Source organism: Arthrobacter sp. SLBN-112 (genome assembly GCF_006715225.1).
Taxonomy (GTDB): Bacteria; Actinomycetota; Actinomycetes; order Actinomycetales; family Micrococcaceae; genus Arthrobacter.
Genome location: NZ_VFMU01000001.1, coordinates 2,030,465 through 2,052,440 on the forward strand (window position 1 = coordinate 2,030,465; position 21,976 = coordinate 2,052,440).

The window sequence follows — 21,976 nt, forward strand, 5'->3', positions numbered from 1 at the left end:
GCAAGGCCATAGCAGCAGGATATCGGCAGCCAGCTATACTTCTGACGTTGGCACTGAGGGGGCTCTATGAGTGAGGCACGTGTGGGTCTGGTCATCGAGGATGACCACGACATTCGGGAACTGGTTCGCACTGTGCTGACCCAGGCTGGCTTTGACGTGAGTGTCGCCAGCGGCGGCGCCGAGGGCGTCCTGATGGCCAAGAGCTTGAATCCTGACGTCATCACCCTGGACCTGGGGCTGCCGGACATCGACGGGTTCGAGGTTTCGCGGCAGATCCGGGAGTTTTCCGATGCCTACATTGTGATGCTCACGGCCCGCGCTGAGGAACTGGACACCCTGATCGGGCTTGAATCGGGTGCGGATGACTACCTCACCAAGCCGTTCCGGCCGCGGGAACTGCGCGCCCGGGTTGCGGCCATGATGCGGCGGCCGCGCTCCGTTCCCGACCCCGCTGAGGTTGCGGTGGAGGCTTCTTCCCCGGACGGCACTGCCCATCCCGAGCGCGGAAACTTCAGCCACAACGGCCTGGAGCTCAGCTATGCCTCCCGCACGGTGGCTGTCGACGGCCAAGAGATGAACCTGACCCGCACGGAGTTCGAACTCCTGTACGCGCTCCTGGAAGCCGGCCGGACAGTCCGGACCAAGTCTGACCTTGTGCGGCGCCTCCGCGACGAGGATTACGACGTCGGCAGTTACATCAGCGAGGCGGACGAACGTTCCGTGGAGGTCCACATGGGAAACTTGCGCAAGAAGCTGGGCGATTCGCCGCAGCATCCGCGGTGGCTGCAAACCGTCCGTGGGGTGGGCTACCGCTTGGCGCCGGGGCAGCACTGAGCCTGCAGCCGGTGCGTGGTTTGCCTGCTGCACTGGGTGATGGGCCGCAGGTAGGTGGCCGCCAGCCTGGGCAGCGCCACCGACATGTCAGCGTGGCGTGCCTGGGCCCGGATCTCGTTCTCCAACTCCAGGGCAAGTCCGGCCAGCCGCTCGGCTCCCACCATTTGGCTTGAGGTTTTCAAGCTGAGTACAGCGTCCATGGAGCCGTCCAGGTCTCCGGTGGTCAGGGCCAGCCGCAACTTGCCCAGCCGTTGTGGCAGGTACTCGATGAAGTTCCCCACAAAGACCCTGCTGTAGCCTTCCTCCTCCTCGAGCTCGTCCCGCAACCGGTCCAGGACTGACTGGTCAACCAGCGGCTTGGGCGCATCATCTGAAGTGCTCATGACACTCCTTTCTGCTGGAATTGCGGACCCGGGAAGCACGGCGGCTAGGCGGAGGTGCTTCGTCTTTTCAGGTTAGGACCGTTGCCCTTAGCTGGCAGAAGTCCCGGCGAGAATTGTGGTTTTCTTGATGGGACATCGGATTCTGCCCACACAGCAGTTCCTGGCTTCCTCAGGAAGCCGGCGTCATCCGCCGGCTTCGAGGAAGTCCACCAGCTGGGCTTCGAGGGCAGATCGGTCCTTCAGTTCGCACTCCCAGACTGTCAGCACTTCCCAGCCGGCGTCTTCGAGCTGGCGGCGTTGGCCTTCGTCGCGCTCGCGGGTCCTGGTGCGCTTGGCGGCCCAGAAGTCGGCGTTGGCTTTCGGCGCGTGCAGTCCCACCCTGCAGTCATGGAAATGCCAGAAGCAGCCGTTCACAAAGATCACCTTGTGCCGGGCAGCAAAGACGAGGTCTGGATTGCCTGGCAGTTTTGCGCTGCCGGATTTGCCGTGCAGGCGGTAGCGATAGCCCTTGGCGTGCAGGAGGCGGCGGACCAGCAACTCAGGTTTGGTGTTCTTGCCGCGGATCCGGGACATGTTCCAGCTGCGCTGCTCTGGGGTGAGCTTGTCTGCAGTGGGCCGGTCCGCCATCCTTCCAGTCTAGGAGGGCCTAGATCTCCCGTTCGGGCTGTTCGCCGAACATGAAGTGCCGGCCGCTGACGGACTTCGGTTCTATTTCCACGTAGAAGTCCTTGAGTGTTGGAACCCAGGTCTTCAATCCGAGTTGCTCAATGGCTGCGAGCTCATCCGAATTGCTGAGGACCCGTGCTTTCCCCTTGAGCACAACGGACCAGGCCTCCTGCGACAGGATGCCGTCCGTTTCGAACAGCACCTGGGCATTGATGGTGAGCTGCGCGAGTTTGTTTCCCGGAGCCGTTCGAAGATAAAGCTTCCGGTTCGAGGTCACATAGTTCACGGGGAAGATGTCCGGTTCCCCTGCAACAGAAACCACCAGTCGCCCGTGCTGCGTTGCGGCCAACAGACGCCACGACTGCTCATCATCGAGTTCCAGGACGGGATTGCCGTCCGCGTGTTCAAACATCATGCGGTCATTCTTCTACTAAGGGTAGAAATACGCCAGAGGCTTTGTACCCCACCTCCCGCCTCTTTGTGACAGGCCCGTCAAGGCTTAACACTTCGGAAACAGGCCTGTGACCGTGCTGTCTTTCCTGCTGGATAGCGTCGCACGCAGGGCCGTGACGGCATCATGCAAACGAAAGCGAGGCACCCAAATGGGCAGCGACTTGGATTCAACGCAATTACTGGAACCGGAGGCACCCGCCGGTGCCGCCGTCGTCGGACGTTCTCCGGCAAGCACGACGGCTGGCACTACCGCCGCGCTCAACGCCACCAAGGAAAGCCTGGAGGACTACACGCTGCGGTTCGCGCCGCGCTCCTACCGCAAGTGGAGCGCCGGGGTAGTGGCCACCAGTGCGCTGGGCGGCATCGCCTACCTGGCGGACTTCTCGATCGGCGCGAACATCGGCATCGCGTACGGCACGGTCAACGCAATCCTGGGAATCCTGGTGGCCGCCGTCGTCATTTTCGCCACCGGGTTTCCCCTGGCCTATTACGCCGCCCGGTACAACATCGATTTGGACCTGATCACCCGCGGCTCCGGCTTCGGCTACTACGGCTCGGTGGTCACGAACGTTATTTTCGCGACCTTTACCTTCATCTTCTTTGCGCTGGAGGGCTCCATTATGGCGCAGGGGCTGGAGCTGGGGCTCGGCATCCCGCAGTGGCTGGGGTACGCAGCCTCCACAGTCATCATCATTCCGCTGGTGATTTACGGGATGAACACCCTGGCCAAGCTGCAGGTGTGGACCACCCCGCTGTGGCTGCTGCTCATGGTGGTTCCCGTGGGCTACCTGCTTGTATCGCACCCGGAGAGCATCGACAGCTTCTTCGCGTACACGGGTGCGTCCGGCGACGGTGGGCCGAACCTGGCATCCGTCATGCTGGCCGCCGGCGTGTGCCTGTCCCTCATGGCGCAGATCGCCGAGCAGATCGACTACCTCCGGTTCATGCCGCCGCGCACCGACGCGAATAAGGGTGCATGGTGGCGCGCAGTGATCCTCGCGGGCCCGGGCTGGGTGATTTTTGGTGCGATCAAGCAGATTGTGGGCCTGTTTATCGCCATCTACCTGATCGCCACGCTGGATCCGGCCGCCTCAGCTACTGCCAATGAGCCCGTGCACCAGTTCCTGGGCGTCTACCAGGAGATGATGCCTGCCTGGCTGGCCATGACGCTGGCCGTGGTGCTGGTGGTCATCTCGCAGATCAAGATCAACGTCACCAACGCCTATTCGGGCTCCCTGGCGTGGACAAACTCGTTCACCCGCATCACCAAGACGTACCCGGGCCGGATGGTGTTCGTCGTGGTGAACCTGCTGATCGCGCTGGTCCTGATGGAAGCCAACATGTTCGATTTCCTCAACACCATCCTCGGGTTCTACGCCAACTGCGCCATGGCCTGGGTGGTTACCGTGGCGTCCGACATTGCCATCAACAAGTACCTGCTCAAGATCTCGCCGAAGGTGCCGGAGTTCCGCCGCGGCATGTTGTACGCAGTGAATCCGGTCGGGTTCGTATCCATGCTGGTGTCCGCCGGGGTTTCAATAGCGGTGTTCTTTGGCGCGTTCGGTGCCGCGATCCAGCCGTATTCGCCCATCTTCGCAGTGGGCCTGGCGCTGGTGCTGCCGCCGGTCCTGGCCGTGGTGACCCGTGGCCGTTTCTACCTTCGGCGTTTTGACGACGGGATCGACCTGCCAATGTTCGACGCCGACGGGAACCCGAGCGACGCCAAGCTCCTGTGCCACGTGACGGGGTTGGAATTCGAGCGGCCGGACATGGTGCGTTCCGCGCAGGACGGGCCCGACGGCGGCATCCAGTATGTTTCTTCGCTCGCCTTGTCCACGGACAAGACGGGGGAGTTGGTGCTGCCGGAGCAGAAGTAGGAGTTTGTTCTGGTTGGTCATCTTATGAGGGAAGCCGGTGCCTTGTATGCGCCGGCTTCCTTTGTGACTTCGTCTATTGCATTTCGGGGTGGTAGAACCGGGAGCGAGTTATGCCTGTGGATAAGTTTGATGGCCGTGGTGTGACGTGGGCTACCCTTAACTCACTGTTCGGAGAAAGCCGTCTTGAAACTACTGGGGGATTAGCGGCCCATGACATCACAGAACTTCTTTTCGTCCCGCGCTGTGCGGTCTGGGGCGGCAGCCCTCATTGTTGGTTTTACAGTGGTTTTGTCCGGCTGCAATTCCGGGGATTCTCCCGGGCAGGGCGGCACTTCATCCCCCGTGGCGGCCGAGACGCCCACGGTCAGTGCCACACCAACCCCCACCCCCACACCCAGCGCGGTCTACAAGCCCGCCGACGCGTCAGGCCCCGCCCAAAACGTGCCCGTTCCCGTGCTGCCGGAAGTGGCCAAGACGGAGACGAAGGAAGGCCTGGAGGCGTTTACAAGGTACTGGTTCGATCTGCTTAATTATGCTTACCAAACGGGTGATGTCGCGGGCTTAACATCGGTAACCTCGCCAGATTGCGACTACTGCTCGAAATTGAGTACTTCTCTAACTACTAACTATCAAGGGGACCGCTGGCTGTCTGGCGGGAGGATTACAATTCCCGCCAGTACGACCACGTTTGAGAGATCCGCCGACGGAAACTTCCAGGTTATTCTGCAAGTCATCCAGACCCCCATCAGTTATTACGAGCCAGGCGGCAGGGAGTTTAGAACTGCCAGCAACGGCTCGAATACAGGCAACGTACTGTTGGCCGACTTCGAGGCTGGCGCATGGCGCGTCAACGATCTGCACCCCATACGCTAATGCTTCGAATAAGGCCGCGTAGCGCTGTCGCCTTGCTACTCATATTGATGGTCTTGAACGCCGGGCTCGTACTTCCAGGATTTGCCGATGATGGACTTGAAGCTGATTTCGGTGAGGTGGGAGTAGATGTCGACAGCTGGACGAAGGATCCGGCCACCGGTCAAATGTCTCCGCCTCAACCAGGCACTGTAAGCAACGACCCCAACGAGTACAAGTACGAGCTCCAATGCCATCTTGGCGGAGGGGACTTCGACACTCCTTGCCTTGCCCGCCAGCTCGACTGCAAGGACCGGGAAGACGGTGCCAAGGGCATTCCGGTCATGTGGCTGTCGCGGCCAAGAGGCGTACCGGGAGCGGTTTGGGCGCATCACTCAGGACCCACCTGCCTTTACGATCCGAAACCTGAGGACCTCCTGCCCCGGATCGCCGCCGATATCCAGCGGCAGTTCCAGAACCTGCCGGTCAGTGCCGGGAAGGTCGTGGCGCAGCCCAGCCCCAATACCCTTCGAGGCGCCGAGACCAACTTCTACGCGGAGGCGATTGAACAGCAGTTCGATATCACCATGTTCGGCCAACAGGTTCACGTGGTGGCAACGCCGGTCCAGTACACCTGGAACTATGGGGACGGTACGGTCTTAGGCCCGCAACCGTCGATGGGTGGAGCTTTGCCCCAGGACCGGTGGGGCGAGAAGACCCGGACCAGCCACGCCTACGCATCCACCGGAAACTTCCAAGTGGTGCTGACAACATCGTTCCAAGGCACCTATTCGGTGAACTCCGGCCCGCCCCTTCCAATCCCCGGCCAGGGCCAGTTCAGCGCCCCGCCGCAAGGCATCAGCGTTTGGCGGTCGCTCACCCGCAACTACGCGGACGACTGCAACGCCAACCCCCAGGGGCAGGGCTGCCCGGGTGCCGGAGCACCGCGCTAAGGCGGGAGTGTAAAGACAGCACTCTGTGATCCCCGTCGCACCAGCAAAAGTCCGGAATAGTTGCACGCGCCCCACAGTTGGCATAGGCAGTACGTCTTCAGCCTTCGAAAGGAACTGCGCATGCTGTTTTCCCCTCTCACCCTCGGCGAACTTGAACTTCCCAACCGGCTGGTGATGGCACCCCTCACCCGCCTCCGCGCTGGTGAGAAGGGCGTCCCGGGTCCGCTCGTCGCCGAGCACTACCGCCAGCGTGCCTCCCTTGGCCTCATCGTCAGCGAGGGCATGTACCCCACCCCCGCCGGCCAGGCTTACCCGGGACAGCCCGGAATCGTCACGCAGGAGCAGGTGGCCGGGTGGAAGAAGGTCACTAATGCAGTCCACGCCGAGGGCGGCCGCATGTTCGCCCAAATCATGCACGGCGGCCGGGTTTCCCACCCGGACATTATCGGTGGGCTTCCCGTCGTCGGTCCCAGCGCCGTGGCAATTGACGGCGTCGTCCGGACCCCGGCCGGAAAGCAGCAGTACCCGGTGCCGCATGCACTCACCACGGACGAACTCCCCATGGTCATCCAGGAAATCGTCAACGCCTCCCTGAATGCCATCGAGGCAGGGTTCGACGGCGTGGAGCTGCACTCGGCCAACGGCTACCTCCTGCACGAATTCCTGGCGCCGAACTCCAACATCCGGACGGACAGCTACGGCGGATCGCCCCAGAACCGTGCCCGCTTTGTCATCGAAACCATAAATGCCGTGGTTGCAGCCCTCGGCGCCAACCGGGTGGGCCTCCGCATTTCCCCTGAGCACAACGTCCAGGGCATTGCCGAGACGGATGCCGCGGATGTTCGTGCCACTTACGAGGTCCTCGTGGACAGCATCGCGCCGCTCAACCTGGCATACCTGAGCATCCTGCACCACGAACCTGCGGGTGAACTCGTCCAGGACCTTCGTGCACGCTTCGGCGGCACCTTCCTGGTCAACACGGGCTTCGGCGTGGTCACCACAAGGGAAGAAGCCGTGAGCCTGGTGGCTGAGGGCCATGCGGATGCTGTGGTGGTGGGCCGCCCCGCGATCGCCAACCCGGACCTTGCCCGCCGTTGGAAGGAAAGCCTTCCGCTGAACGAGCCCGACGCCTCCACGTTCTACGCAGAGGGCGCCACCGGTTACACGGATTACCCGGTGTACCAGGGCTAAGAGGCTGACCAGCCACGTTGATCAAAACGACGACGGCGGCACCCATCATGGGTGCCGCCGTCGTTGGCTGTCTGGGGTGCTGGTCCCGGGCAGCGGCGCCGTGGGGCCATCCGACGGCCTCCCGGCTGAAGACTTATGTGGCCCGCCGGACTCCATCGGATGCCGGCGGTGATCAGATGCTACTCCATCGAATGGACTCTTACCAGAGCCCGCGTTGACTCATAGAAAACCTCCGCGTAGCCGGATAGGTTGCCTCAGTTGAAAACCTCCGCGTAGCGGCGTGGTTTCCGGTGTTGGCAACGGATGAGGGCTATGCCCGTTTTCATGGAGCTAACGATGGCCCAGCGGCAAGCTGTGACAAAGAAGAAAGCCCTCGCTTACAAGAGCGCCGATCGTGCAGGGAAGTCCCGGATCCTAAACGAGCTGGTCGAACTGACCGGTTGGCACCGCGACTATGCCAGGACAGCCCTTCGGGAGGCCTTGGTCCTGAAGATCGTCAAGCCCAGGCCAGGCAGGACGCCGGTCTACGGCCTTGATCTGCTGCCACCGCTGATCACGTGTTGGGCGGTACTGCGTGCCCCTGCCGGCAGGCTGCTGGCCCCGATGCTGCCGGTCCTGGTACCGCTGCTGCGCCGGGACAAAGAGCTGGAGATCACCGATGAGCAGGCCAGCCTGCTGATGCGCATGAGCGCAGCAACCATCGATCGCAAACTCGCCGGCGAACGGGCGAAACTCCTCCCGCGGGGACGCTCACACACCAAGCCCGGCACGCTCCTGAAATCCCAGATCCCGGTCAGGACCTGGGCCGAGTGGGACGACGACGCCGTCCCGGGATTCGTGGAGATCGATCTGGTCGGCCACGAGGGAGGCAACAGCTTCGGGAAATTCTGCTTCACCCTGACAGTCACTGACATTTCCACCGGATGGACCGTGAACCGGTCCGTGCGGAACAAGGCGGCCAAATGGGTCTTCGAGGCCCTCGAGCACGTGACCGCGGTGTTCCCTTTCCCCATCATCGGCATCGACTCGGATAACGGCTCCGAGTTCATCAACGAGCACCTGCTGGCCTACTGCCACGCGCATCAGATCACGTTCACCCGGTCCCGGCCCGGGAACAAAAACGACGGCGCGCATGTGGAGCAAAAGAACTGGGCCAGGGTCCGTGAACTGGTCGGCTACCTCCGCTACGACACCGCCGCTGAGCTGGAGAAACTCAACGAGATCTGGGAGCTGGACCGGGTCTTCACCAACTACCTGCTGCCCCAGCAAAAACTCGTCGAAAAGCACCGGCACGGCGCGAAAGTGACCAAGAAACACGACGCACCCGCCACACCCCACCACAGGGCAATCCGGCACGAGACGATGCGCAAACGCCTGATCATCCGGATGAACGCCGCCTTCAAACAGATCAAACCAGGCGCCCTCTCACGCCAAATCCTGGCCCTCACCGCGCAGCTGGAAACACTCTCCCGGGCAAAGAATCCCGCCTCCGTCAGACCCGTCAACAGGGCTTGGAACAACTGAAACAGCGGAGGTTTTTCAATGAGGCAACGAAGCGATCAACCGGAGGTTTTCAAATGAGGCAACGAATCACTCTTCCCGGAGGTATTGCTTTGAGGCAACAGGGAGCCATTTTTGCCATGCGGAAAACGGGCTAAAGCACTGCTTCGCGGCCGGTGCCTTCTTTCATCACCAAGCGTCCATCCTCGATGGACACCAGCACGCTTTTGGGCCTGCCGCTGACCTTGGTGATGGCTTTCAGGCCACGGTTGGTGACCTCGACACCAACCTGGGCACCTTTGGCCGGCAGCTCTACGGAGACCTCTGATGCGATGCCGAGAAGCGGATTCGTGGAGATTCCCAAATCCCTCCGCACTGCTTTCCCGTTCACGGTAACGGTGATGTTCGCCTCGTCGAACCCGTCCTGAAACACAACCAGCAATTCCCGCATGGCGGCCTCTTCCTCGAGCATGGGTGCCAGTGATGGCAAGTCCACTACAGCACTTTGCACGCCCCAGGGGAATAGCTGCTGTTCCCGGTGGCACCTCCGCGGGCTTGGTGGCGGTGGAGGCCCGCAGACCGGTAGGGCAAGATGTTCTGGTGACTCAACTGCCAGCACCTTCCCCCGCCTCCGCCCGCTCCAGCGCATCAGAGCCCGACGCGATCTTTGCCCAGATCGCTGCCGAGCTGGGGGTCAAAGCCTGGCAGGTGAAAGCCGCCGTTGAATTGCTCGACGGCGGGTCAACAGTTCCGTTCATCGCCCGGTACCGCAAGGAGGCCACCGGGACATTGGATGACACGCAACTGCGCGACCTCGACGAGCGGCTCCGCTACCTCCGCGAGCTGGCGGACCGCCGTCGTGCAGTCCTCGAAGCGATCGAGGCGCAGGGCCAGCTGACGCCGGAACTGCGCAAGGCGATCCTGGCAGCGGATACCAAGTCGCGGCTGGAGGACATCTACCTGCCGTTCAAGTCCAAGCGGCGGACCAAGGCGCAGATTGCCCGCGAAGCAGGTCTGGAGCCGCTCGCCGACACGCTCGTGAAGCGGCCGGACCTGGATCCCGAACGCGAGGCCGCGAAGTACCTCAACAGCGGGCATGCCATCGATGATGAAGCCGCCGCGCTCGCCGGGGCCAGGGCCATCCTGGTGGAGCGGGTGGCCCAGGATCCCGACCTCGCCGCGAATCTGCGGGACCGGCTGTGGAGCCAGGGCCGGATGGTGTCCCGCGTCAAGAAAGGCAAGGAGGCGGAGGGCCAGAAGTTCGCGGACTACTTCGAGTTCGCCCAGGCGCCCGACAGGATGCCGTCCCACCGGATCCTTGCGTTGTTCCGCGGGGAGAAGGACGGCATCCTTGAGCTGGACCTCGCTGAAGCCGACCCGTCGGACGACGCCGCCCTCACCGCCGCCCGCGCCCGCTACGAGTCCGCGGTGGCAAGGTTCCTCGGTGTCGCCGACCGCGGCCGGCCCGCCGACGCATGGCTGATGCAGACCGCGCAGGTGGCCTGGCGTTCCCGCGTGCTGTCCCGCCTTACCTCTGACCTCCGTGCAAGATTGTTCTCCGCGGCGGAAGACGAGGCCGTCCGGGTCTTCGCCGCCAACCTTCGCGACGTCCTGCTGGCCGCCCCTGCCGGAAACCGTGCCACGCTGGGGCTCGATCCCGGACTGCGGACCGGCGTCAAGGTCGCCGTGGTGGACGGCACCGGCAAAGTGGTGGCCACTGACACCGTCTATCCCCACGCCCCCGCACGGAAGTGGGATGACGCCCTGGCCACCCTGGTGCGTTTGGCGCGGCAGCACGCCGTCGAACTTATAGCTATCGGCAACGGCACGGCGTCCCGCGAAACGGACAAACTGGCGGCCGAACTGATCAAGCTCCTTCCCGGTGTGGACCGGAAACCGCAGAAACTCGTGGTGTCCGAGGCCGGCGCGTCCGTCTACTCTGCCTCCGCCCTCGCGGCGGCGGAACTGCCGGGAATGGACGTCTCGCTCCGGGGCGCCGTCTCCATTGCCCGGCGGCTCCAGGACCCGCTCGCCGAACTCGTCAAAATCGACCCCAAATCCATCGGCGTGGGCCAGTACCAGCACGACGTGACGGCATCGAAGCTGGACCGCAGCCTCGACGCTGTGGTGGAGGACTGCGTGAACGCGGTGGGTGTCGACGTCAACACGGCGTCGCCCGCGCTGCTGAGCCGTGTTGCCGGCGTCGGGCCCTTGCTGAGCGAAAACATCGTGGCCTACCGGAACGAACACGGTCCCTTCAACAAACGGTCGGACCTGAAGAAGGTACCGCGGCTGGGCGCCAAGGCGTTCGAGCAGTGTGCAGGCTTCCTGAGGATCACCGGGGGAGCGGAGCCGCTGGACGCGTCGAGCGTGCACCCGGAGGCGTATGTCGTGGCGCGGAAGATCCTGGTGGCGGCCGGTTCGGCACCCGCGTCCTCCCTGGACCCGCAAAAGTTCGTTGACGATACCTTCGGTCTGCCGACGGTCAGGGACATCCTCGCTGAGCTGGACAAGCCAGGGCGCGACCCCCGGCCCGCCTTTGCCGCCGCTACCTTCTCGGAGGGGATCGAAAAGATCGCCGACCTGGTGCCGGGCATGATTCTCGAGGGAACCGTGACCAATGTTGCGGCATTCGGTGCGTTCGTGGACGTCGGGGTCCACCAGGACGGCCTGGTCCACGTCTCCGCACTGGCCAACCGCTTTGTGTCCGATCCGCGTGAAGTGGTGAAGTCCGGCCAAGTGGTCCGGGTCAAGGTCCTGGAGGCTGATCCGGAGCGGAAGCGGATTTCGCTGACGCTAAGGCTCGACGACGAACCAGTTGGCGGCGGTGCAGGTTCCGGACGGCGCGGTTCAGCCCAGCCTGGGTACGGGAAGCCGGGCGGGAACGACAACCGTGGGGGAGCAGGCGGAGGAAAAGGTGAGCGCAGCGGGCGCCCGGAACGGCAACAGCCGGGGAAGCAGGCCGCGGCCAGGACCGGCGGCAGTGGCCGCCCCACTCCTCCAGCCCAGCCAGCCAACACGGCAATGGCTGAGGCGCTCAGGAAGGCCGGGCTGGGCAAGTAGCCCTCCGGGTCCTTGGGGAGCGGCCGATTTTCTGCAAGGGTGGAGTATGACCTACTTCCTGGAATACACCGTTCCTACTGCCCCCGGTGATACCGAATTCGAGTTCCCGCATGACGAGATCAACTCAGGCACCACGGTCCCGCTGACCCAGACGGGCGCCGAGGTGGTGCATACGCCTGACCTCCCGGCCCGCACCGGAATTATTGGGGCCACCGTGCCAGAGGCGAAGCTTGAGGCTGAGCAGCTGATCACCCACAGCCGCGCTTCGCAAGCATCCCTGTACTTCGACCCGTCGAACTCGCTGCAGGCGGGCGTGGGCACGCTGGTGAGCACTTTCAGTGAAGGCCGGGGCTGGCAGGACGTCTAACATCAGGCATTAAGCCTGGATTTTGGCGTTCAGGCAGTGCCGCTGATCAGGCGTGGCCGCCCGAATCGCGTGCGTACTCCCGGCGAATAGAGGACTGACTCCGGCGGACCGCTAACGGTGATGCCTGCCGCCTTGATCAACCCGTCCTTGAGCTCGTGGACCTCCGCTCCGAAGAGCGGCCACGCCTGGTGGCTGTTGGGTATGTAGGTGCTCCTGCCAAAGAAGCGGCCGTGCATGCCGAACCTGGCAGTCAGAAAGACGGATAGGGGATCACTTGCGGCCGTACGCAGCCTGGGAACCACCGTGAAGTCGCTTCGTGCCCCTTTGGGACCGAATCGGCGCACGGAATAGCCCACAGGGAACTCGTCCGTGATGGAAGCAGCCTCGGCGCCGCCGTTCTCATGCCGCCGGCCGCTGCCACGGGGAAAGGGCGGCCACTGCCGGATGCGCGACCATACGTAGGGAATTCCCACTGCCCGGGTTGCCAGGACGACCGGCAGCCGGTCCGCATCCAGGCTCAGGAACACCACGCCTCGGGTGCCGTTTGGTTCCCGTGAGTAGAGCCGCACGTTGACCTCGTTGAAACTACCCAGGTAGGGAATGCCGGGACCACGTCCAATTCCGGCTTGCTCCATGCGAAAGCCGATCAGGCCCACCCATGAGCTGCCATCGAAAACGTCCGGTTGGACCCCGTCAGGCATGAAAGCGGCGGCCTCTTCCGCCGGGATGCGCCAGTGGAGGAAAACGGCGTCAAGCCACCGCTGGTCGGAGAACACCGGCGCGGGAAGTTCCGGCGGCCGCGGCCACATTGCCGGGGCACTCAAATGTTCGGTCAAGGTCCGTCTGCTCCTTCGCTCGGCCCACCAAGCCTAACGGGCGGTGCCGCCGTCATGGCCGGCTGAGCGCACTTGCTCCTTCGACGCGGCCGTCTGTCCCCTGCACGGGGGACATACGGCGCTCTGGAAGTCCGCTGGCGTTGCGTCGTTCACTCGTTTCCGTGGGGTAGTGGGGGTGGCTTGAAGTAGTGGTTTTGTTGTGGTGTTTGGGTGGGGTCGATGTGGGGTGGGGGTATGAACGTGGGTGTGCCGTGGGTGGTGATTTTCCATTGTTCTTTGTGGATGAGGTGGTGATGGTGGCTGCAGAGCAGGACGCCGTTGTTGGTGGTGGTGGGTCCGCCGTGTGACCAGTAGGTGATGTGGTGGGCTTCGCACCAGGGTGCGGGGATGGTGCAGTTGGGGAAGGCGCAACCTTGGTCGCGGGCGGTGAGGGCGGTTCGTTGGGCTGGGGTGAAGAGGCGGGTTTTGCGGCCGAGGTCGAGGATTTCGCCGTGGGTGCCCAGGAGTGCGGGGATGATGTCGGCGTCGCAGGCGATTTTGCGCAGGGTGGCCGCGGCGACGGGCCCAGTGAACGCGAAGGTCCCGGTCCCTGCTGGTGTTCCTGCCCGGGTTTCCACCTGTGCCCCTGTTGTTGATTCTGTTCTTCCGGACGAGGTGGGGAGGGGTCCGGGGAAGAGGTCCTGGTAGTGGATGGTGGCGATGATTTGGGGGCGGTTGCCGCCGGTGGTGGGCAGGGTGTTGGTGGCGAGGGCGGTTTTGGCGGCGGTGATGATGCCGTCGAGTTGTTTTTGGGCCCGGGTGCGCCGGTCCAGGTCTATCTGGGCGGTGTGGTCGGTTCCGTTGTTCGCCGTTGGGCTGTCCCCGGCACCGGTGCCTGCGCCTGTGGTGTTGTCGTTTCCGGTGCTGGTGTCTGGGGCGCTGGTGTCCCCGTTGGAGGTGTCGGGGGTGGTGGTGCGGGGGTTGGTGGCGGTGTTCATGACAGTGAGGAGGTGTTCGTATTGGTCGGTGGTGGCAAAGATTTCGACGTGGTGCAGGCCGTGGCGGGGTTTGCGGATGAAGGCGCCCTGGGTGTGGCGGAGGGCTTCTTCGGTGGGTTCGGTGCCGTCGGCGTCGATGGTGTCGGTCCAGCGTTGGGCCAGGCGGGTGAGGAAGTCGGGGTCGGCGGTGGTGGCGGCGTGGGTGAGGTGGTGCTCGATCCGGTCCAGGGTTTCTTCCGTGGTGTGGTGCTGGAGCCGGTCCAGGGTGGCGGTGATGAGGCTCGCGGCGTGGGAGGACACCACCGGTGCCTGGGGGTTGGCGTCCGATCGCGTGCCCGGGGTGAGGGCGGCGGCGAGGTGTGGCCGGGTTGGTGGGAGTGGTTCGCCGGTGAGGGTGGTGCCGGGGAGGACGTGCCGGGCGAGGGTGAGGCGGCGGCGGGCTTCGCGGATGGGGATCCGCAGGCGGAGGCGGAGGAACTCTGCGGTGTTCCGGCACCCGTCGTCGGCCGGGGACGCCACCGGTTGGCCGGGTGCAGCGGCTGCCCCGGGCTGGGAGGGCAGGTCGGGCCAGGTGGCGTTTGTTTCGCTCACAGCTGCCGGGCCGGTGTTCAGGGTTTCGACTCCGTTGGCGTCCCACCCGGTGACCCAGCCCCGGGACCGGCTGGCGCGGGTCGTGGCGGTGTCGTTGATGGCCTGGGCGCGGGTCCGGTCCACAGCGCCGGCCGAGAGGATCTGCAGGTACTCCGCGGTGCGGACCAGTTCCTCGACCCCGTCGGCGAAGTCGGCGGCCTCGACATAAGAGGCGGACGCCAGCACCTCCGGGGCGGCCAGGGCAGCGGCCGCAAGCTGCGCACCCAGCTGACTGAGCCCATCCCGTGCGACAGCAACTGCCGAAGATAAGACTTCCTGGGACTGCACTGAAGGCTGCCCGGCCGGGACTGACTGAAGGTGGGCCAGGCGCGGCAGCCAACTGCCGGCGTCGTCCGCCTGCCCAAGATCTTCCCCAATGGCCTCCATAACCCAACTCTGCCAGCCACCACCGACAACCAGGACACCCCAAAACCCCTATGTGGGAAACCCGGACAGCCGCGCTTATCCCTCTGGAACGGTGGCACCGGAACGGGCCGGCGCGGCTTCCTTTTGCCAGGGCCAGCGCCCCGTGATTTCCAGTTCCAGGGAGAAGCTGAGGAACGTCCTGATCAGCACGATGATGGCCAACACCCCGACGCTGGTGAACGTGGGCGTGACGGCAACGGTGCGGATAATGTCGGCGGCGACGAGCAGTTCGAGGCCCAGCAGGATGGACCGGCCCAGCAACTGCCGGTATGACCGGTAGAAACTCAGCTTTTCGGCGCCCTGAGGGAGCTGCCGCGGCTGATGGCCACGGATGGCCAGCGGGAGGGAAACCACGGCTCCAATCACCATCACCGCCACTCCTGCGAAGTCAACCAGTTGCCCAACCGCCTCAATGACCTGCCGAAAATCCATGCCCCGCCTTACCTCGTGCCAGGTGTCCCGCGGCCAACCTGGCTGTGACCATTTGGACGGCGGCATTCGTCACGGATGGCGGATGCCGTTCCCCGCTATGACGTCCTTGTACCCTTCCCTGAACGTGGGAAACGTGAAGGTAAACCCGGTACTCCGGAGCAGGTCGTTGCGGCAGCGCTTGTTGCCTCCACGGGCAGGACCGGCATCACCCACCGGGGGTTCGGGCAGGCCAAGCTCGGCGGCAAGGAAGCGCAATACGGACCCCAGGTCTGCGGGCTCATTGTCCACTCCGACATAAGCAGGCGCGGGTGAATCCGCCATCGTGGCAAGATGCACGATGGCGGCCGCGGCATCGTCACGGTGAATCCGGTTGGTGTAGCGCACGTCCTCGGGGATGACTGCAGCGCCCGTTTTCACCTGGTCGATCAACCGCGTCCGGCCCGGCCCGTAAATGCCGCCGAGCCTGAGTGCGGTGGCGGCAGTGCCCGTTCCCGCAAGCCTGGCATGGAGCAACTCCTCGGCTTCCACCAGCACCTTCCCCGAGAAACCGCCGGGATCCGGCTGCGTCGATTCATCCACCCAGCCCCCACCCGCATCGCCATAGATGGCCGTCGAGGAAACAAAGATGACCCTGTGCGGCCGCACGCCATCGCGTTCCAGCGCGTCCAGGACGTTTGCCACCCCGCGTACATACGCCGCCCGGTATGCCTCCTCCGAGGGGGAATCGGCAGCGACAGCAATGACGACGGCGGTGGTGTCCGCAGGGACCGGCGGCAGGTCATGCGAGCCCAAGTCAGCCGCGGCACCTTCGATGGCTGCCGGCAGTTTCGCGGGGGACCGGCGCCATCCCACCACCCGGTGCCCCAACCCGGCGAACCTGAGCCCCGCCTCCGTGCCCAGGTCCCCGCACCCCGCCATAAGAATCCTCATGGCCTACGGTGCCTCCACCGGGAAGAAGACGCGGGGGTCCTGCAAGAGTGCGGGGTAGGCGAATGCGGAACGGTCGATAATCTCCGTGACCTCGAAATTCCTGCCGAACCGGCCGTCGTCGAGGGTAATGGGACGCCCCACCACCTGCCCCACTGCAAACCTGGCCCCGTTCTCGAACGGAACCGCAACCGGCGTCTTCCCCGGGAGGGTCCGGAAGGCCTCCTCCTGCGCCTGGCGCTTGCGGGTGGGCTTCTTCAGCTGCGGCTTGGGCGGCGCCTTCTTCGGGGCCCGGGACGGCCGGCGGGAGCCGTCGTCCACATAGACGGGGGAGTAGCCGTCATCTCCGGCGGACATGGCGGCCGCGGCAGCAGCGCTCCGGTTCACCGGCGGAAGCGCCACCGTGCTGAGCCGCTGCGGGTCGACGTCGTCATGCGGGTCCCGGAGGATCCACAGAATGTCACCTTCCGGCTCCTGCGGCAGGAATTCGTGCCGGGGCTCGGGCCAGACGTAGTCCATCTCCGGAACGGCGTCCGGGAAGAGGGCGGCGTAGAACTTCGGTTCCTTGTGCACCAGCTTGGAACGGTGGCTCAGGTGGAAGTCGGGGTCCCCGAGCCATGGCGGCAGGATGATCTTGTCCGCGTAGTCCGGATGGGCCGCCTGTGGTGCGAACTCGGCGATGTTGGCGCGGGTGTTGTCAGGGTGGCCACGCTCGATCCACTCGTCCGCCATAGCCAGTCCATACATGGTGAGGGCCGGCACGTGGCCCATCCACATGCGGATCGCGGGGTGGGTCTGCCAGCCGTAGTCCGGAATCACCAGCGCCCGGAGCGTTTGCAGTGCTTCGACCCGCTGCTTACCCAGCCGTGCGGTGTCAAGGGCTTTGGCGCTTTGGCGGAAGTCGGGGTAAGGGAGGAAGGTTTGCATTCATTCAGTTTGACGGTCCCCGCCGGAAGTGCCAATTGCTGTGCCGGCTGCCACAGCACTGGGCGCTTTCTGTCCAAATAGTGGACACATGCATACGACGTTCAGGTTGAACCACTAAGATCACCGCAAACCCAACCGCGTTTCGGAAGCTCTCTCATGACATCTATACCTGACAAAGCCGTCAACTACGCCCGCACAGCACTGCCCCGTTACGGGCAGATGCTGGGCCCGGAAGCCCAGGGAATCCTGGTCCTCGACGAGTTCACCATCGATCCCGCCGCCGCGCGCAAGGACCAGCACCGGTTCCGCGACGGCATGGCCGCCGTTGCCAGGACGGTCCGGCGGATTGCCGCGCTTCGAGTGGTCATTGCGCTCGTGGCCATCGGCAACCTGCCGCTGTTCCTGCTGTCCAGTGGCTGGTGGATCTACGGAGTTTCGCTCACCCTTGTTGTTGCAGTCCATGCGGCCGTGACACTGCTCAACCGGCACGAGCCGCGGCTCAAGCAGCGTTCTGCCCTGGAACTGCACATGCACCGCGAACGCAGCGCCAACTACCGCAAGGTTCGCGACGCCGTGAAGTACATGATCGACACCCCCACCCGCATGAACGAACACCTCTACCTGGAGTTGCTCGCCGTCAAGCGGGTCGCCCTGAACCTGGCGCACGGCACGGTTGCCCTGCTGGACACCAGCGACGACTCCGCCTGGAAGGTCCGGATCGTCCGGGAACTGCCGGCCAGCTGACCGCCTCTTCACTGACCGCTGCGGCAGCGGGCTGAGCATTAAAGAACGACGCCGGCACATCCCTCTTGAGTTCTAGTGGTCGTTGCAACACCTAAAGTTTTTGGGAGTTGCAACGACCATGTCGTCTTTAAGCAAGGGCAGGACACCTCGAAGGAGCTATACCTCCGCGGAAAAGGAAGAGTTCTTCCGGGCATTAGCAAGCGCGGGAACCGTTGCCCGTGCTGCGGCTGGACTCGGGCTCAAACCTTCGGCGTGCTATCGGTGGCTGCGTGAGGCGGGAATATCTGTCGGCAGAGTGGATAACCTAAACGCCCGGCGGCCAAGAGCGACCCCGGAAGTGAAAGAGGAGTTCTTTAAGGCGTTGAAACGGACCGGGAGTACGACGCTTGCTGCCGCGGAACTGGGGCTAAGCCGTGGCACTTGTTACCGGTGGACTCAGAAAGCAGGGCTCGCGCGGAAACGCGCGGACAGCCCCGGCCGTGAGGACTTCGGCAAGCTCCGCGACGCTGGAATGACCCGCCGTGAAGCGGCCAAACAACTGGGCATTAGCCGCTGCGCGGCTCAGGAGTGGGACAACGGCGTCAGAAGGACACGGAATGGGCGAATCTACCGTGATGGGCGCCAGATCGACTACACCAATGGTGTGATGACGTTGACTACTGCAGAAGCCACCGCCGATTCTGCCGCGCTCCCCCCACTGGCAGCCCTGGAAAAACCATTGGATGCCCGGTTCCTGACGCTGCATGACCGCGAACGGATCGCCGACCTCCGCAATACCGGCGCACCGGTCCGGGAGATCGCCAGAGAGCTCGGCCGGCCTGCCTCGACAATCAGCCGGGAGCTGGCCCGAAACGGTGTCAACGATGGGAAGTACTACGCCTATGCTGCCCAACGAGCAGCAACTGCCCGTCGCCCCCGGCCCAAGGACAGCAAGCTGGTCACGCACCACCGGCTGCGCAAATATGTGAAGCGAAAACTGCTTCGGCGCTGGTCACCGGAACAGATCAGCAACAAGCTGACCAGGAAGTTTCCCAACGACCCGGAGATGCGCGTGAGCCCAGAAACAATCTACCAAGCCCTCTACTTCCAGGCCCGCGGAGGACTCAAGCGCGAAGTCCAGGCAGCTCTGCGCACCGGCCGGACACGCCGTAAAGCCCACAAGGACCCCCAGCAACGGCAGCCCCGTTTCGCTGATCCGATGGTGATGATCTCCGAACGCCCACCCGAGATCGAAGACCGCGCCGTTCCAGGACATTGGGAAGGAGATCTAATCACCGGAGCGAGCAACCAGTCCGCGATCGCCACCCTCGTCGAACGCACCACCAGATACGTCATGCTGGTCCACCTGCCCGGTGACCACACCGCCGAAACCGTCCGCGACGGCCTCATCGCCACGATGAAAAGTCTTCCCGAACACCTCAGGGGCTCTCTGACTTGGGATCAAGGGGCGGAAATGGCAGGCCACAAATCCTTCACCATCGCCACTGACATGCAGGTCTACTTCTGCGATCCGGGCAGCCCGTGGCAACGCGGCTCCAACGAAAACACCAACGGCCTGCTACGCCAATACTTCGAAAAAGGCACAGACTTATCCATCTACGGGCCCGAAGATCTCGAACACGTCGCCCAGGAACTCAACAGCCGACCACGCAAAACGCTCGACTGGGAAACCCCAGCCGAGCGTCTCCGTGATCTACTAATGACCACATAACACCAGCAGTGTTGCAACGACCCCTAGAAACCGCCCCTTGTGGGGGTGTGCCGGCGTCGTTTTTGGTCAACGGAATTTGTCTATCGCCGACCTGTCTGTGTCGACTTCAAAGAGGCGGGGCGGCCAAGGCCGCCCGTGATGCTGCCGCGGCTTTTACGCGGGAAGCTGGATGACCTGGCCCTCGAACACGAGGTTCGGATCCGTGATGGTGTCCAGGTTGGCGTCGGCAAGGTGCTGCCAGCCGCCCTGGATGCCCAGCTTCTGGGCAACAATGCTCAAGGTGTCCCCGGCCTGCAGGGTGTAGGTCTCGCCGCTCAGGGCAACGGACGTTGCGTGCCGCGGTGCCTGCTGGACCGGAGCGCTTTGGACGGGTGCGCTCTGGACCTGGACGCTCTGCGCAGGAGCAGCCTGGACGGGGGCAGCCTGCACTGGCGCGCTCTGGACCGGAGCGCCGCCGCCACCGCTTAGGCCGAGCTGGGAGGAGCAGGACGGCCAGGCGCCCCAGCCTTGGGAGGCCTGCACCCGCTCGGCCACCGCGATCTGCTGTTCACGGCTGGCGTTCTCCGGCGAACCGGTTCCGCCGTAGGCAGCCCATGTGCTGGGGGTGAACTGCAGGCCGCCGGAGAAGCCGTTACCGGTGTTGATGGACCAGTTGCCGCCGCTCTCGCACTGCGCGAGTGCATCCCAGGTGGATGTGGGGGTGGCTGCGTTGGCCGCCGTGGCTGAAAGTGCCAAACCTGCCGCGGAGACGGCGGCCAGGGTGACTCCGCGGCGTGCGGCAGTACGGAATTTGGTGTTTTTCATGATGGTGATGCTCCTGAAGGCCACCAGCGCTGGTTCCGTCCCCGGAGATCGTCGCGCCACTGCCCGCCTCTGACGAATAGAGGTCACTGTCGGTGGCTGCCGCTGGGCAGTTCTGGTGGAGGCAGCACCGGGCAATCAAAGAGCCCGCCGAACGGGCATGTATTTCACGCTAGGACATCGTATGGGCGTTATCAAATCGAGATTCCGGCGGGCGTGGCGGATGTGGTCCCTGGCACTCGCCGGGCCAAGCAGTCCCACGGCCCGGAACGCCGGGAAGGCGCGAAACCGGGCGGGGCACTATTCTGACCGGATGGACAACTTTGCCGGCGGCAGCATCATGCCCGAAACCGAAACGGACCTTGCGGAACCCGTAGCCCCTGCCAAGCCCCTCCCGGTGGCAGAACTGCACCTCCACATCGAAGGCACGCTGCAGCCCGAGCTCATCTTCGCCTTGGCCGAACGCAACGGCATTGAGCTGCCGTACTCGGGACTGGACGAACTCCGCGAAAAGTACGAGTTCACGGACCTGCAGTCTTTCCTGGACCTCTACTACGCCAATATGGCGGTGCTGCGTACCCAGCAGGACTTCGCTGACATGACCCGGGCCTACCTGGAGCGGGCTGCCGCCGCCGGGGTCCGGCACGCGGAAATCATGATGGACCCGCAGGCGCATCTCTCCCGCGGCATTCCCCTGGAAGCGTGCGTCAACGGTGTGGCTTCGGTGCTGGCCACCTCGGAGGAGGAGTTCGGCATCTCCACCATCCTGATCGCGGCCTTCCTGCGGGATCTGCCGGAGGACTCGGCGCTGGAAGTCCTGGGCCGGCTGCTGGCCATGGACGCACCCATCGGGGCCATCGGCCTGGACTCCGCCGAAGTGGGGAATCCTCCATCCAAGTTCGAACGGCTGTACGCGAAGGCGCGTGAAGCAGGCCTGCGGTTGACGGCGCACGCGGGGGAGGAAGGCCCGGCGTCGTACATCATCGAAGCCCTGGACCTCCTGGGCGTGGAGCGGATCGACCATGGAATCCGCTGCATGGACGATCCCGATCTTGTGGAGCGCCTCGTGGACGCCCGCATTCCCCTGACGGTCTGCCCCCTCTCCAACGTCCGGCTCCGCGCGGTGGACACCCTGGCAGACCACCCGTTGCCGGCAATGCTGGCTGCGGGACTGAACGTTTCGGTCAACTCGGACGATCCTGCCTACTTTGGCGGCTATGTGGACGACAACTTCGCGCAGCTGACGTCGGTGTTTGACCTCTCCGATTTCGACAAGGCGCGCCTGGCAGCGAACTCCATCCATTCCTCCTTTGCATCCGAGGAGCGGAAGGCGGAACTGCTGGCGGAATTGAACGGCAGGGAAGTGTCCGACTGACCGCCGCTGTGTCGGGGGCAACAGCAGGGCTTTCGGCCCGGTAAACTAAGTGCC

General features: G+C 64.1%; 22 protein-coding genes. 11 read left to right on the plus strand and 11 right to left on the minus strand.

Annotation, left to right across the window (positions count from 1 at the left end; genetic code table 11):
* Nucleotides 1–66 precede the first annotated feature (66 nt).
* A complete protein-coding gene (locus FBY33_RS09475) occupies nucleotides 67–834 on the plus strand; it encodes a response regulator transcription factor (protein WP_200831348.1) in 768 nt (255 codons plus the stop codon).
* Here FBY33_RS09475 and FBY33_RS09480 read toward each other — a convergent pair.
* From FBY33_RS09480 to FBY33_RS09490, 3 genes are all read right to left on the minus strand, one after another.
* Entirely contained in the window at nucleotides 807–1,217 is a 411-nt protein-coding gene (locus tag FBY33_RS09480) for an Hpt domain-containing protein (protein ID WP_142030350.1), read from the minus strand. The two genes, FBY33_RS09475 and FBY33_RS09480, sit on opposite strands and share 28 nt — an antisense overlap.
* A 183-nt stretch (nucleotides 1,218–1,400) precedes the next feature.
* The gene (locus FBY33_RS09485) at nucleotides 1,401–1,844 is read right to left on the minus strand and encodes a very short patch repair endonuclease (RefSeq protein ID WP_142030351.1); all 444 of its coding nucleotides are present in this window, start codon (nucleotides 1,842–1,844) and stop codon (nucleotides 1,401–1,403) included.
* Between the two features lie 19 nt (nucleotides 1,845–1,863).
* On the minus strand, nucleotides 1,864–2,298 hold the full coding sequence (locus tag FBY33_RS09490; protein ID WP_142030352.1) for a pyridoxamine 5'-phosphate oxidase family protein: 435 nt from the start codon (nucleotides 2,296–2,298) through the stop codon (nucleotides 1,864–1,866).
* A gap of 187 nt (nucleotides 2,299–2,485) precedes the next feature.
* Between FBY33_RS09490 and FBY33_RS09495 the strand changes: the two genes are divergently transcribed.
* Both FBY33_RS09495 and FBY33_RS09500 read left to right on the plus strand, forming a co-directional pair.
* On the plus strand, nucleotides 2,486–4,213 hold the full coding sequence (locus FBY33_RS09495) for a purine-cytosine permease family protein (RefSeq protein WP_142030353.1): 1,728 nt from the start codon (nucleotides 2,486–2,488) through the stop codon (nucleotides 4,211–4,213).
* A 210-nt stretch (nucleotides 4,214–4,423) separates the two neighbouring features.
* A complete protein-coding gene (locus FBY33_RS09500) occupies nucleotides 4,424–5,086 on the plus strand; it encodes a DUF6318 family protein (RefSeq protein ID WP_142030354.1) in 663 nt (220 codons plus the stop codon).
* Between the two features lie 35 nt (nucleotides 5,087–5,121).
* Here FBY33_RS09500 and FBY33_RS20820 read toward each other — a convergent pair whose 3' ends face one another.
* The gene (locus FBY33_RS20820) at nucleotides 5,122–5,250 is read right to left on the minus strand and encodes a hypothetical protein (protein WP_268815870.1); all 129 of its coding nucleotides are present in this window, start codon (nucleotides 5,248–5,250) and stop codon (nucleotides 5,122–5,124) included.
* Between FBY33_RS20820 and FBY33_RS09505 the strand changes: the two genes are divergently transcribed.
* The 3 genes from FBY33_RS09505 (at nucleotide 5,251) to FBY33_RS09515 (ending at nucleotide 8,730) form a co-directional block, all read left to right on the plus strand.
* Nucleotides 5,251–6,015 carry a PKD domain-containing protein gene (locus FBY33_RS09505; RefSeq protein WP_235010499.1) on the plus strand — a complete coding sequence of 255 codons (765 nt, stop codon included), beginning with the start codon at nucleotides 5,251–5,253 and terminating at the stop codon, nucleotides 6,013–6,015.
* Between the two features lie 120 nt (nucleotides 6,016–6,135).
* Nucleotides 6,136–7,206, plus strand: a complete 1,071-nt coding sequence (locus FBY33_RS09510; RefSeq protein ID WP_142030355.1) for an alkene reductase — start codon at nucleotides 6,136–6,138, stop codon at nucleotides 7,204–7,206.
* Nucleotides 7,207–7,560: 354 nt separating this feature from the next.
* Nucleotides 7,561–8,730 carry an integrase catalytic domain-containing protein gene (locus FBY33_RS09515; protein WP_235010500.1) on the plus strand — a complete coding sequence of 390 codons (1,170 nt, stop codon included), beginning with the start codon at nucleotides 7,561–7,563 and terminating at the stop codon, nucleotides 8,728–8,730.
* 130 nt (nucleotides 8,731–8,860) lie between these two features.
* On the opposite strand, the gene FBY33_RS09520 is transcribed toward FBY33_RS09515, so the two are convergent.
* The gene (locus tag FBY33_RS09520) at nucleotides 8,861–9,178 is read right to left on the minus strand and encodes a hypothetical protein (RefSeq protein WP_142032708.1); all 318 of its coding nucleotides are present in this window, start codon (nucleotides 9,176–9,178) and stop codon (nucleotides 8,861–8,863) included.
* Nucleotides 9,179–9,315: 137 nt separating this feature from the next.
* Here FBY33_RS09520 and FBY33_RS09525 point away from each other — a divergent pair, with 137 nt between their 5' ends.
* Nucleotides 9,316–11,769, plus strand: coding sequence for a Tex family protein (locus FBY33_RS09525; RefSeq protein ID WP_235010642.1), 2,454 nt, complete (start codon nucleotides 9,316–9,318; stop codon nucleotides 11,767–11,769).
* Between the two features lie 46 nt (nucleotides 11,770–11,815).
* The gene (locus FBY33_RS09530; RefSeq protein ID WP_142030358.1) at nucleotides 11,816–12,136 is read left to right on the plus strand and encodes a hypothetical protein; all 321 of its coding nucleotides are present in this window, start codon (nucleotides 11,816–11,818) and stop codon (nucleotides 12,134–12,136) included.
* A 29-nt stretch (nucleotides 12,137–12,165) separates the two neighbouring features.
* On the opposite strand, the gene FBY33_RS09535 is transcribed toward FBY33_RS09530, so the two are convergent.
* The 5 genes from FBY33_RS09535 to FBY33_RS09555 all read right to left on the minus strand — a co-directional run bounded on the left by FBY33_RS09535 (nucleotide 12,166) and on the right by FBY33_RS09555 (nucleotide 17,291).
* Nucleotides 12,166–12,945 (minus strand): YqjF family protein, encoded by a 780-nt coding sequence (locus FBY33_RS09535; RefSeq protein ID WP_142032710.1) that lies wholly within the window; start codon nucleotides 12,943–12,945, stop codon nucleotides 12,166–12,168.
* A gap of 176 nt (nucleotides 12,946–13,121) precedes the next feature.
* Entirely contained in the window at nucleotides 13,122–14,966 is a 1,845-nt protein-coding gene (locus tag FBY33_RS09540) for an HNH endonuclease signature motif containing protein (protein ID WP_142030359.1), read from the minus strand.
* 75 nt (nucleotides 14,967–15,041) lie between these two features.
* The gene (locus tag FBY33_RS09545; protein WP_142030360.1) at nucleotides 15,042–15,437 is read right to left on the minus strand and encodes a DUF1622 domain-containing protein; all 396 of its coding nucleotides are present in this window, start codon (nucleotides 15,435–15,437) and stop codon (nucleotides 15,042–15,044) included.
* A 69-nt stretch (nucleotides 15,438–15,506) separates the two neighbouring features.
* Nucleotides 15,507–16,367, minus strand: coding sequence for an SDR family oxidoreductase (locus FBY33_RS09550; protein WP_142030361.1), 861 nt, complete (start codon nucleotides 16,365–16,367; stop codon nucleotides 15,507–15,509).
* 3 nt (nucleotides 16,368–16,370) lie between these two features.
* A complete protein-coding gene (locus tag FBY33_RS09555; protein WP_142030362.1) occupies nucleotides 16,371–17,291 on the minus strand; it encodes an MSMEG_6728 family protein in 921 nt (306 codons plus the stop codon).
* 156 nt (nucleotides 17,292–17,447) lie between these two features.
* Between FBY33_RS09555 and FBY33_RS09560 the strand changes: the two genes are divergently transcribed.
* Together FBY33_RS09560 and FBY33_RS09565 are read left to right on the plus strand one after the other, a co-directional pair.
* Complete coding sequence (locus tag FBY33_RS09560) at nucleotides 17,448–18,035, plus strand: hypothetical protein (RefSeq protein ID WP_142030363.1); 588 nt, start codon at nucleotides 17,448–17,450, stop codon at nucleotides 18,033–18,035.
* A 511-nt stretch (nucleotides 18,036–18,546) separates the two neighbouring features.
* Nucleotides 18,547–19,746 (plus strand): IS30 family transposase, encoded by a 1,200-nt coding sequence (locus FBY33_RS09565; protein WP_142032401.1) that lies wholly within the window; start codon nucleotides 18,547–18,549, stop codon nucleotides 19,744–19,746.
* A gap of 153 nt (nucleotides 19,747–19,899) precedes the next feature.
* Here FBY33_RS09565 and FBY33_RS09570 read toward each other — a convergent pair whose 3' ends face one another.
* A complete protein-coding gene (locus FBY33_RS09570; RefSeq protein WP_142030364.1) occupies nucleotides 19,900–20,550 on the minus strand; it encodes a LysM peptidoglycan-binding domain-containing protein in 651 nt (216 codons plus the stop codon).
* Between the two features lie 310 nt (nucleotides 20,551–20,860).
* Here FBY33_RS09570 and FBY33_RS09575 point away from each other — a divergent pair, with 310 nt between their 5' ends.
* Entirely contained in the window at nucleotides 20,861–21,922 is a 1,062-nt protein-coding gene (locus tag FBY33_RS09575; RefSeq protein WP_200831350.1) for an adenosine deaminase, read from the plus strand.
* Nucleotides 21,923–21,976: the final 54 nt, after the last annotated feature.

Bases quoted from the DNA above. Each gene is read 5' to 3' on its own strand.
- FBY33_RS09480 (WP_142030350.1), bottom strand. From the start codon at position 1,217: ATGAGCACTTCAGATGATGCGCCCAAGCCGCTGGTTGACCAGTCAGTC.
- FBY33_RS09570 (WP_142030364.1), bottom strand. From the start codon at position 20,550: ATGAAAAACACCAAATTCCGTACTGCCGCACGCCGCGGAGTCACCCTG.
- FBY33_RS09575 (WP_200831350.1), top strand. From the start codon at position 20,861: ATGGACAACTTTGCCGGCGGCAGCATCATGCCCGAAACCGAAACGGAC.
- FBY33_RS09485 (WP_142030351.1), bottom strand. From the start codon at position 1,844: ATGGCGGACCGGCCCACTGCAGACAAGCTCACCCCAGAGCAGCGCAGC.
- FBY33_RS09530 (WP_142030358.1), top strand. From the start codon at position 11,816: ATGACCTACTTCCTGGAATACACCGTTCCTACTGCCCCCGGTGATACC.
- FBY33_RS09560 (WP_142030363.1), top strand. From the start codon at position 17,448: ATGACATCTATACCTGACAAAGCCGTCAACTACGCCCGCACAGCACTG.
- FBY33_RS09490 (WP_142030352.1), bottom strand. From the start codon at position 2,298: ATGATGTTTGAACACGCGGACGGCAATCCCGTCCTGGAACTCGATGAT.
- FBY33_RS09500 (WP_142030354.1), top strand. From the start codon at position 4,424: ATGACATCACAGAACTTCTTTTCGTCCCGCGCTGTGCGGTCTGGGGCG.
- FBY33_RS09545 (WP_142030360.1), bottom strand. From the start codon at position 15,437: ATGGATTTTCGGCAGGTCATTGAGGCGGTTGGGCAACTGGTTGACTTC.
- FBY33_RS09520 (WP_142032708.1), bottom strand. From the start codon at position 9,178: ATGCTCGAGGAAGAGGCCGCCATGCGGGAATTGCTGGTTGTGTTTCAG.
- FBY33_RS09540 (WP_142030359.1), bottom strand. From the start codon at position 14,966: ATGGAGGCCATTGGGGAAGATCTTGGGCAGGCGGACGACGCCGGCAGT.
- FBY33_RS09535 (WP_142032710.1), bottom strand. From the start codon at position 12,945: ATGTGGCCGCGGCCGCCGGAACTTCCCGCGCCGGTGTTCTCCGACCAG.
- FBY33_RS09495 (WP_142030353.1), top strand. From the start codon at position 2,486: ATGGGCAGCGACTTGGATTCAACGCAATTACTGGAACCGGAGGCACCC.
- FBY33_RS09555 (WP_142030362.1), bottom strand. From the start codon at position 17,291: ATGCAAACCTTCCTCCCTTACCCCGACTTCCGCCAAAGCGCCAAAGCC.
- FBY33_RS09550 (WP_142030361.1), bottom strand. From the start codon at position 16,367: ATGAGGATTCTTATGGCGGGGTGCGGGGACCTGGGCACGGAGGCGGGG.
- FBY33_RS09510 (WP_142030355.1), top strand. From the start codon at position 6,136: ATGCTGTTTTCCCCTCTCACCCTCGGCGAACTTGAACTTCCCAACCGG.
- FBY33_RS09475 (WP_200831348.1), top strand. From the start codon at position 67: ATGAGTGAGGCACGTGTGGGTCTGGTCATCGAGGATGACCACGACATT.
- FBY33_RS09505 (WP_235010499.1), top strand. From the start codon at position 5,251: ATGTCTCCGCCTCAACCAGGCACTGTAAGCAACGACCCCAACGAGTAC.
- FBY33_RS09565 (WP_142032401.1), top strand. From the start codon at position 18,547: ATGACCCGCCGTGAAGCGGCCAAACAACTGGGCATTAGCCGCTGCGCG.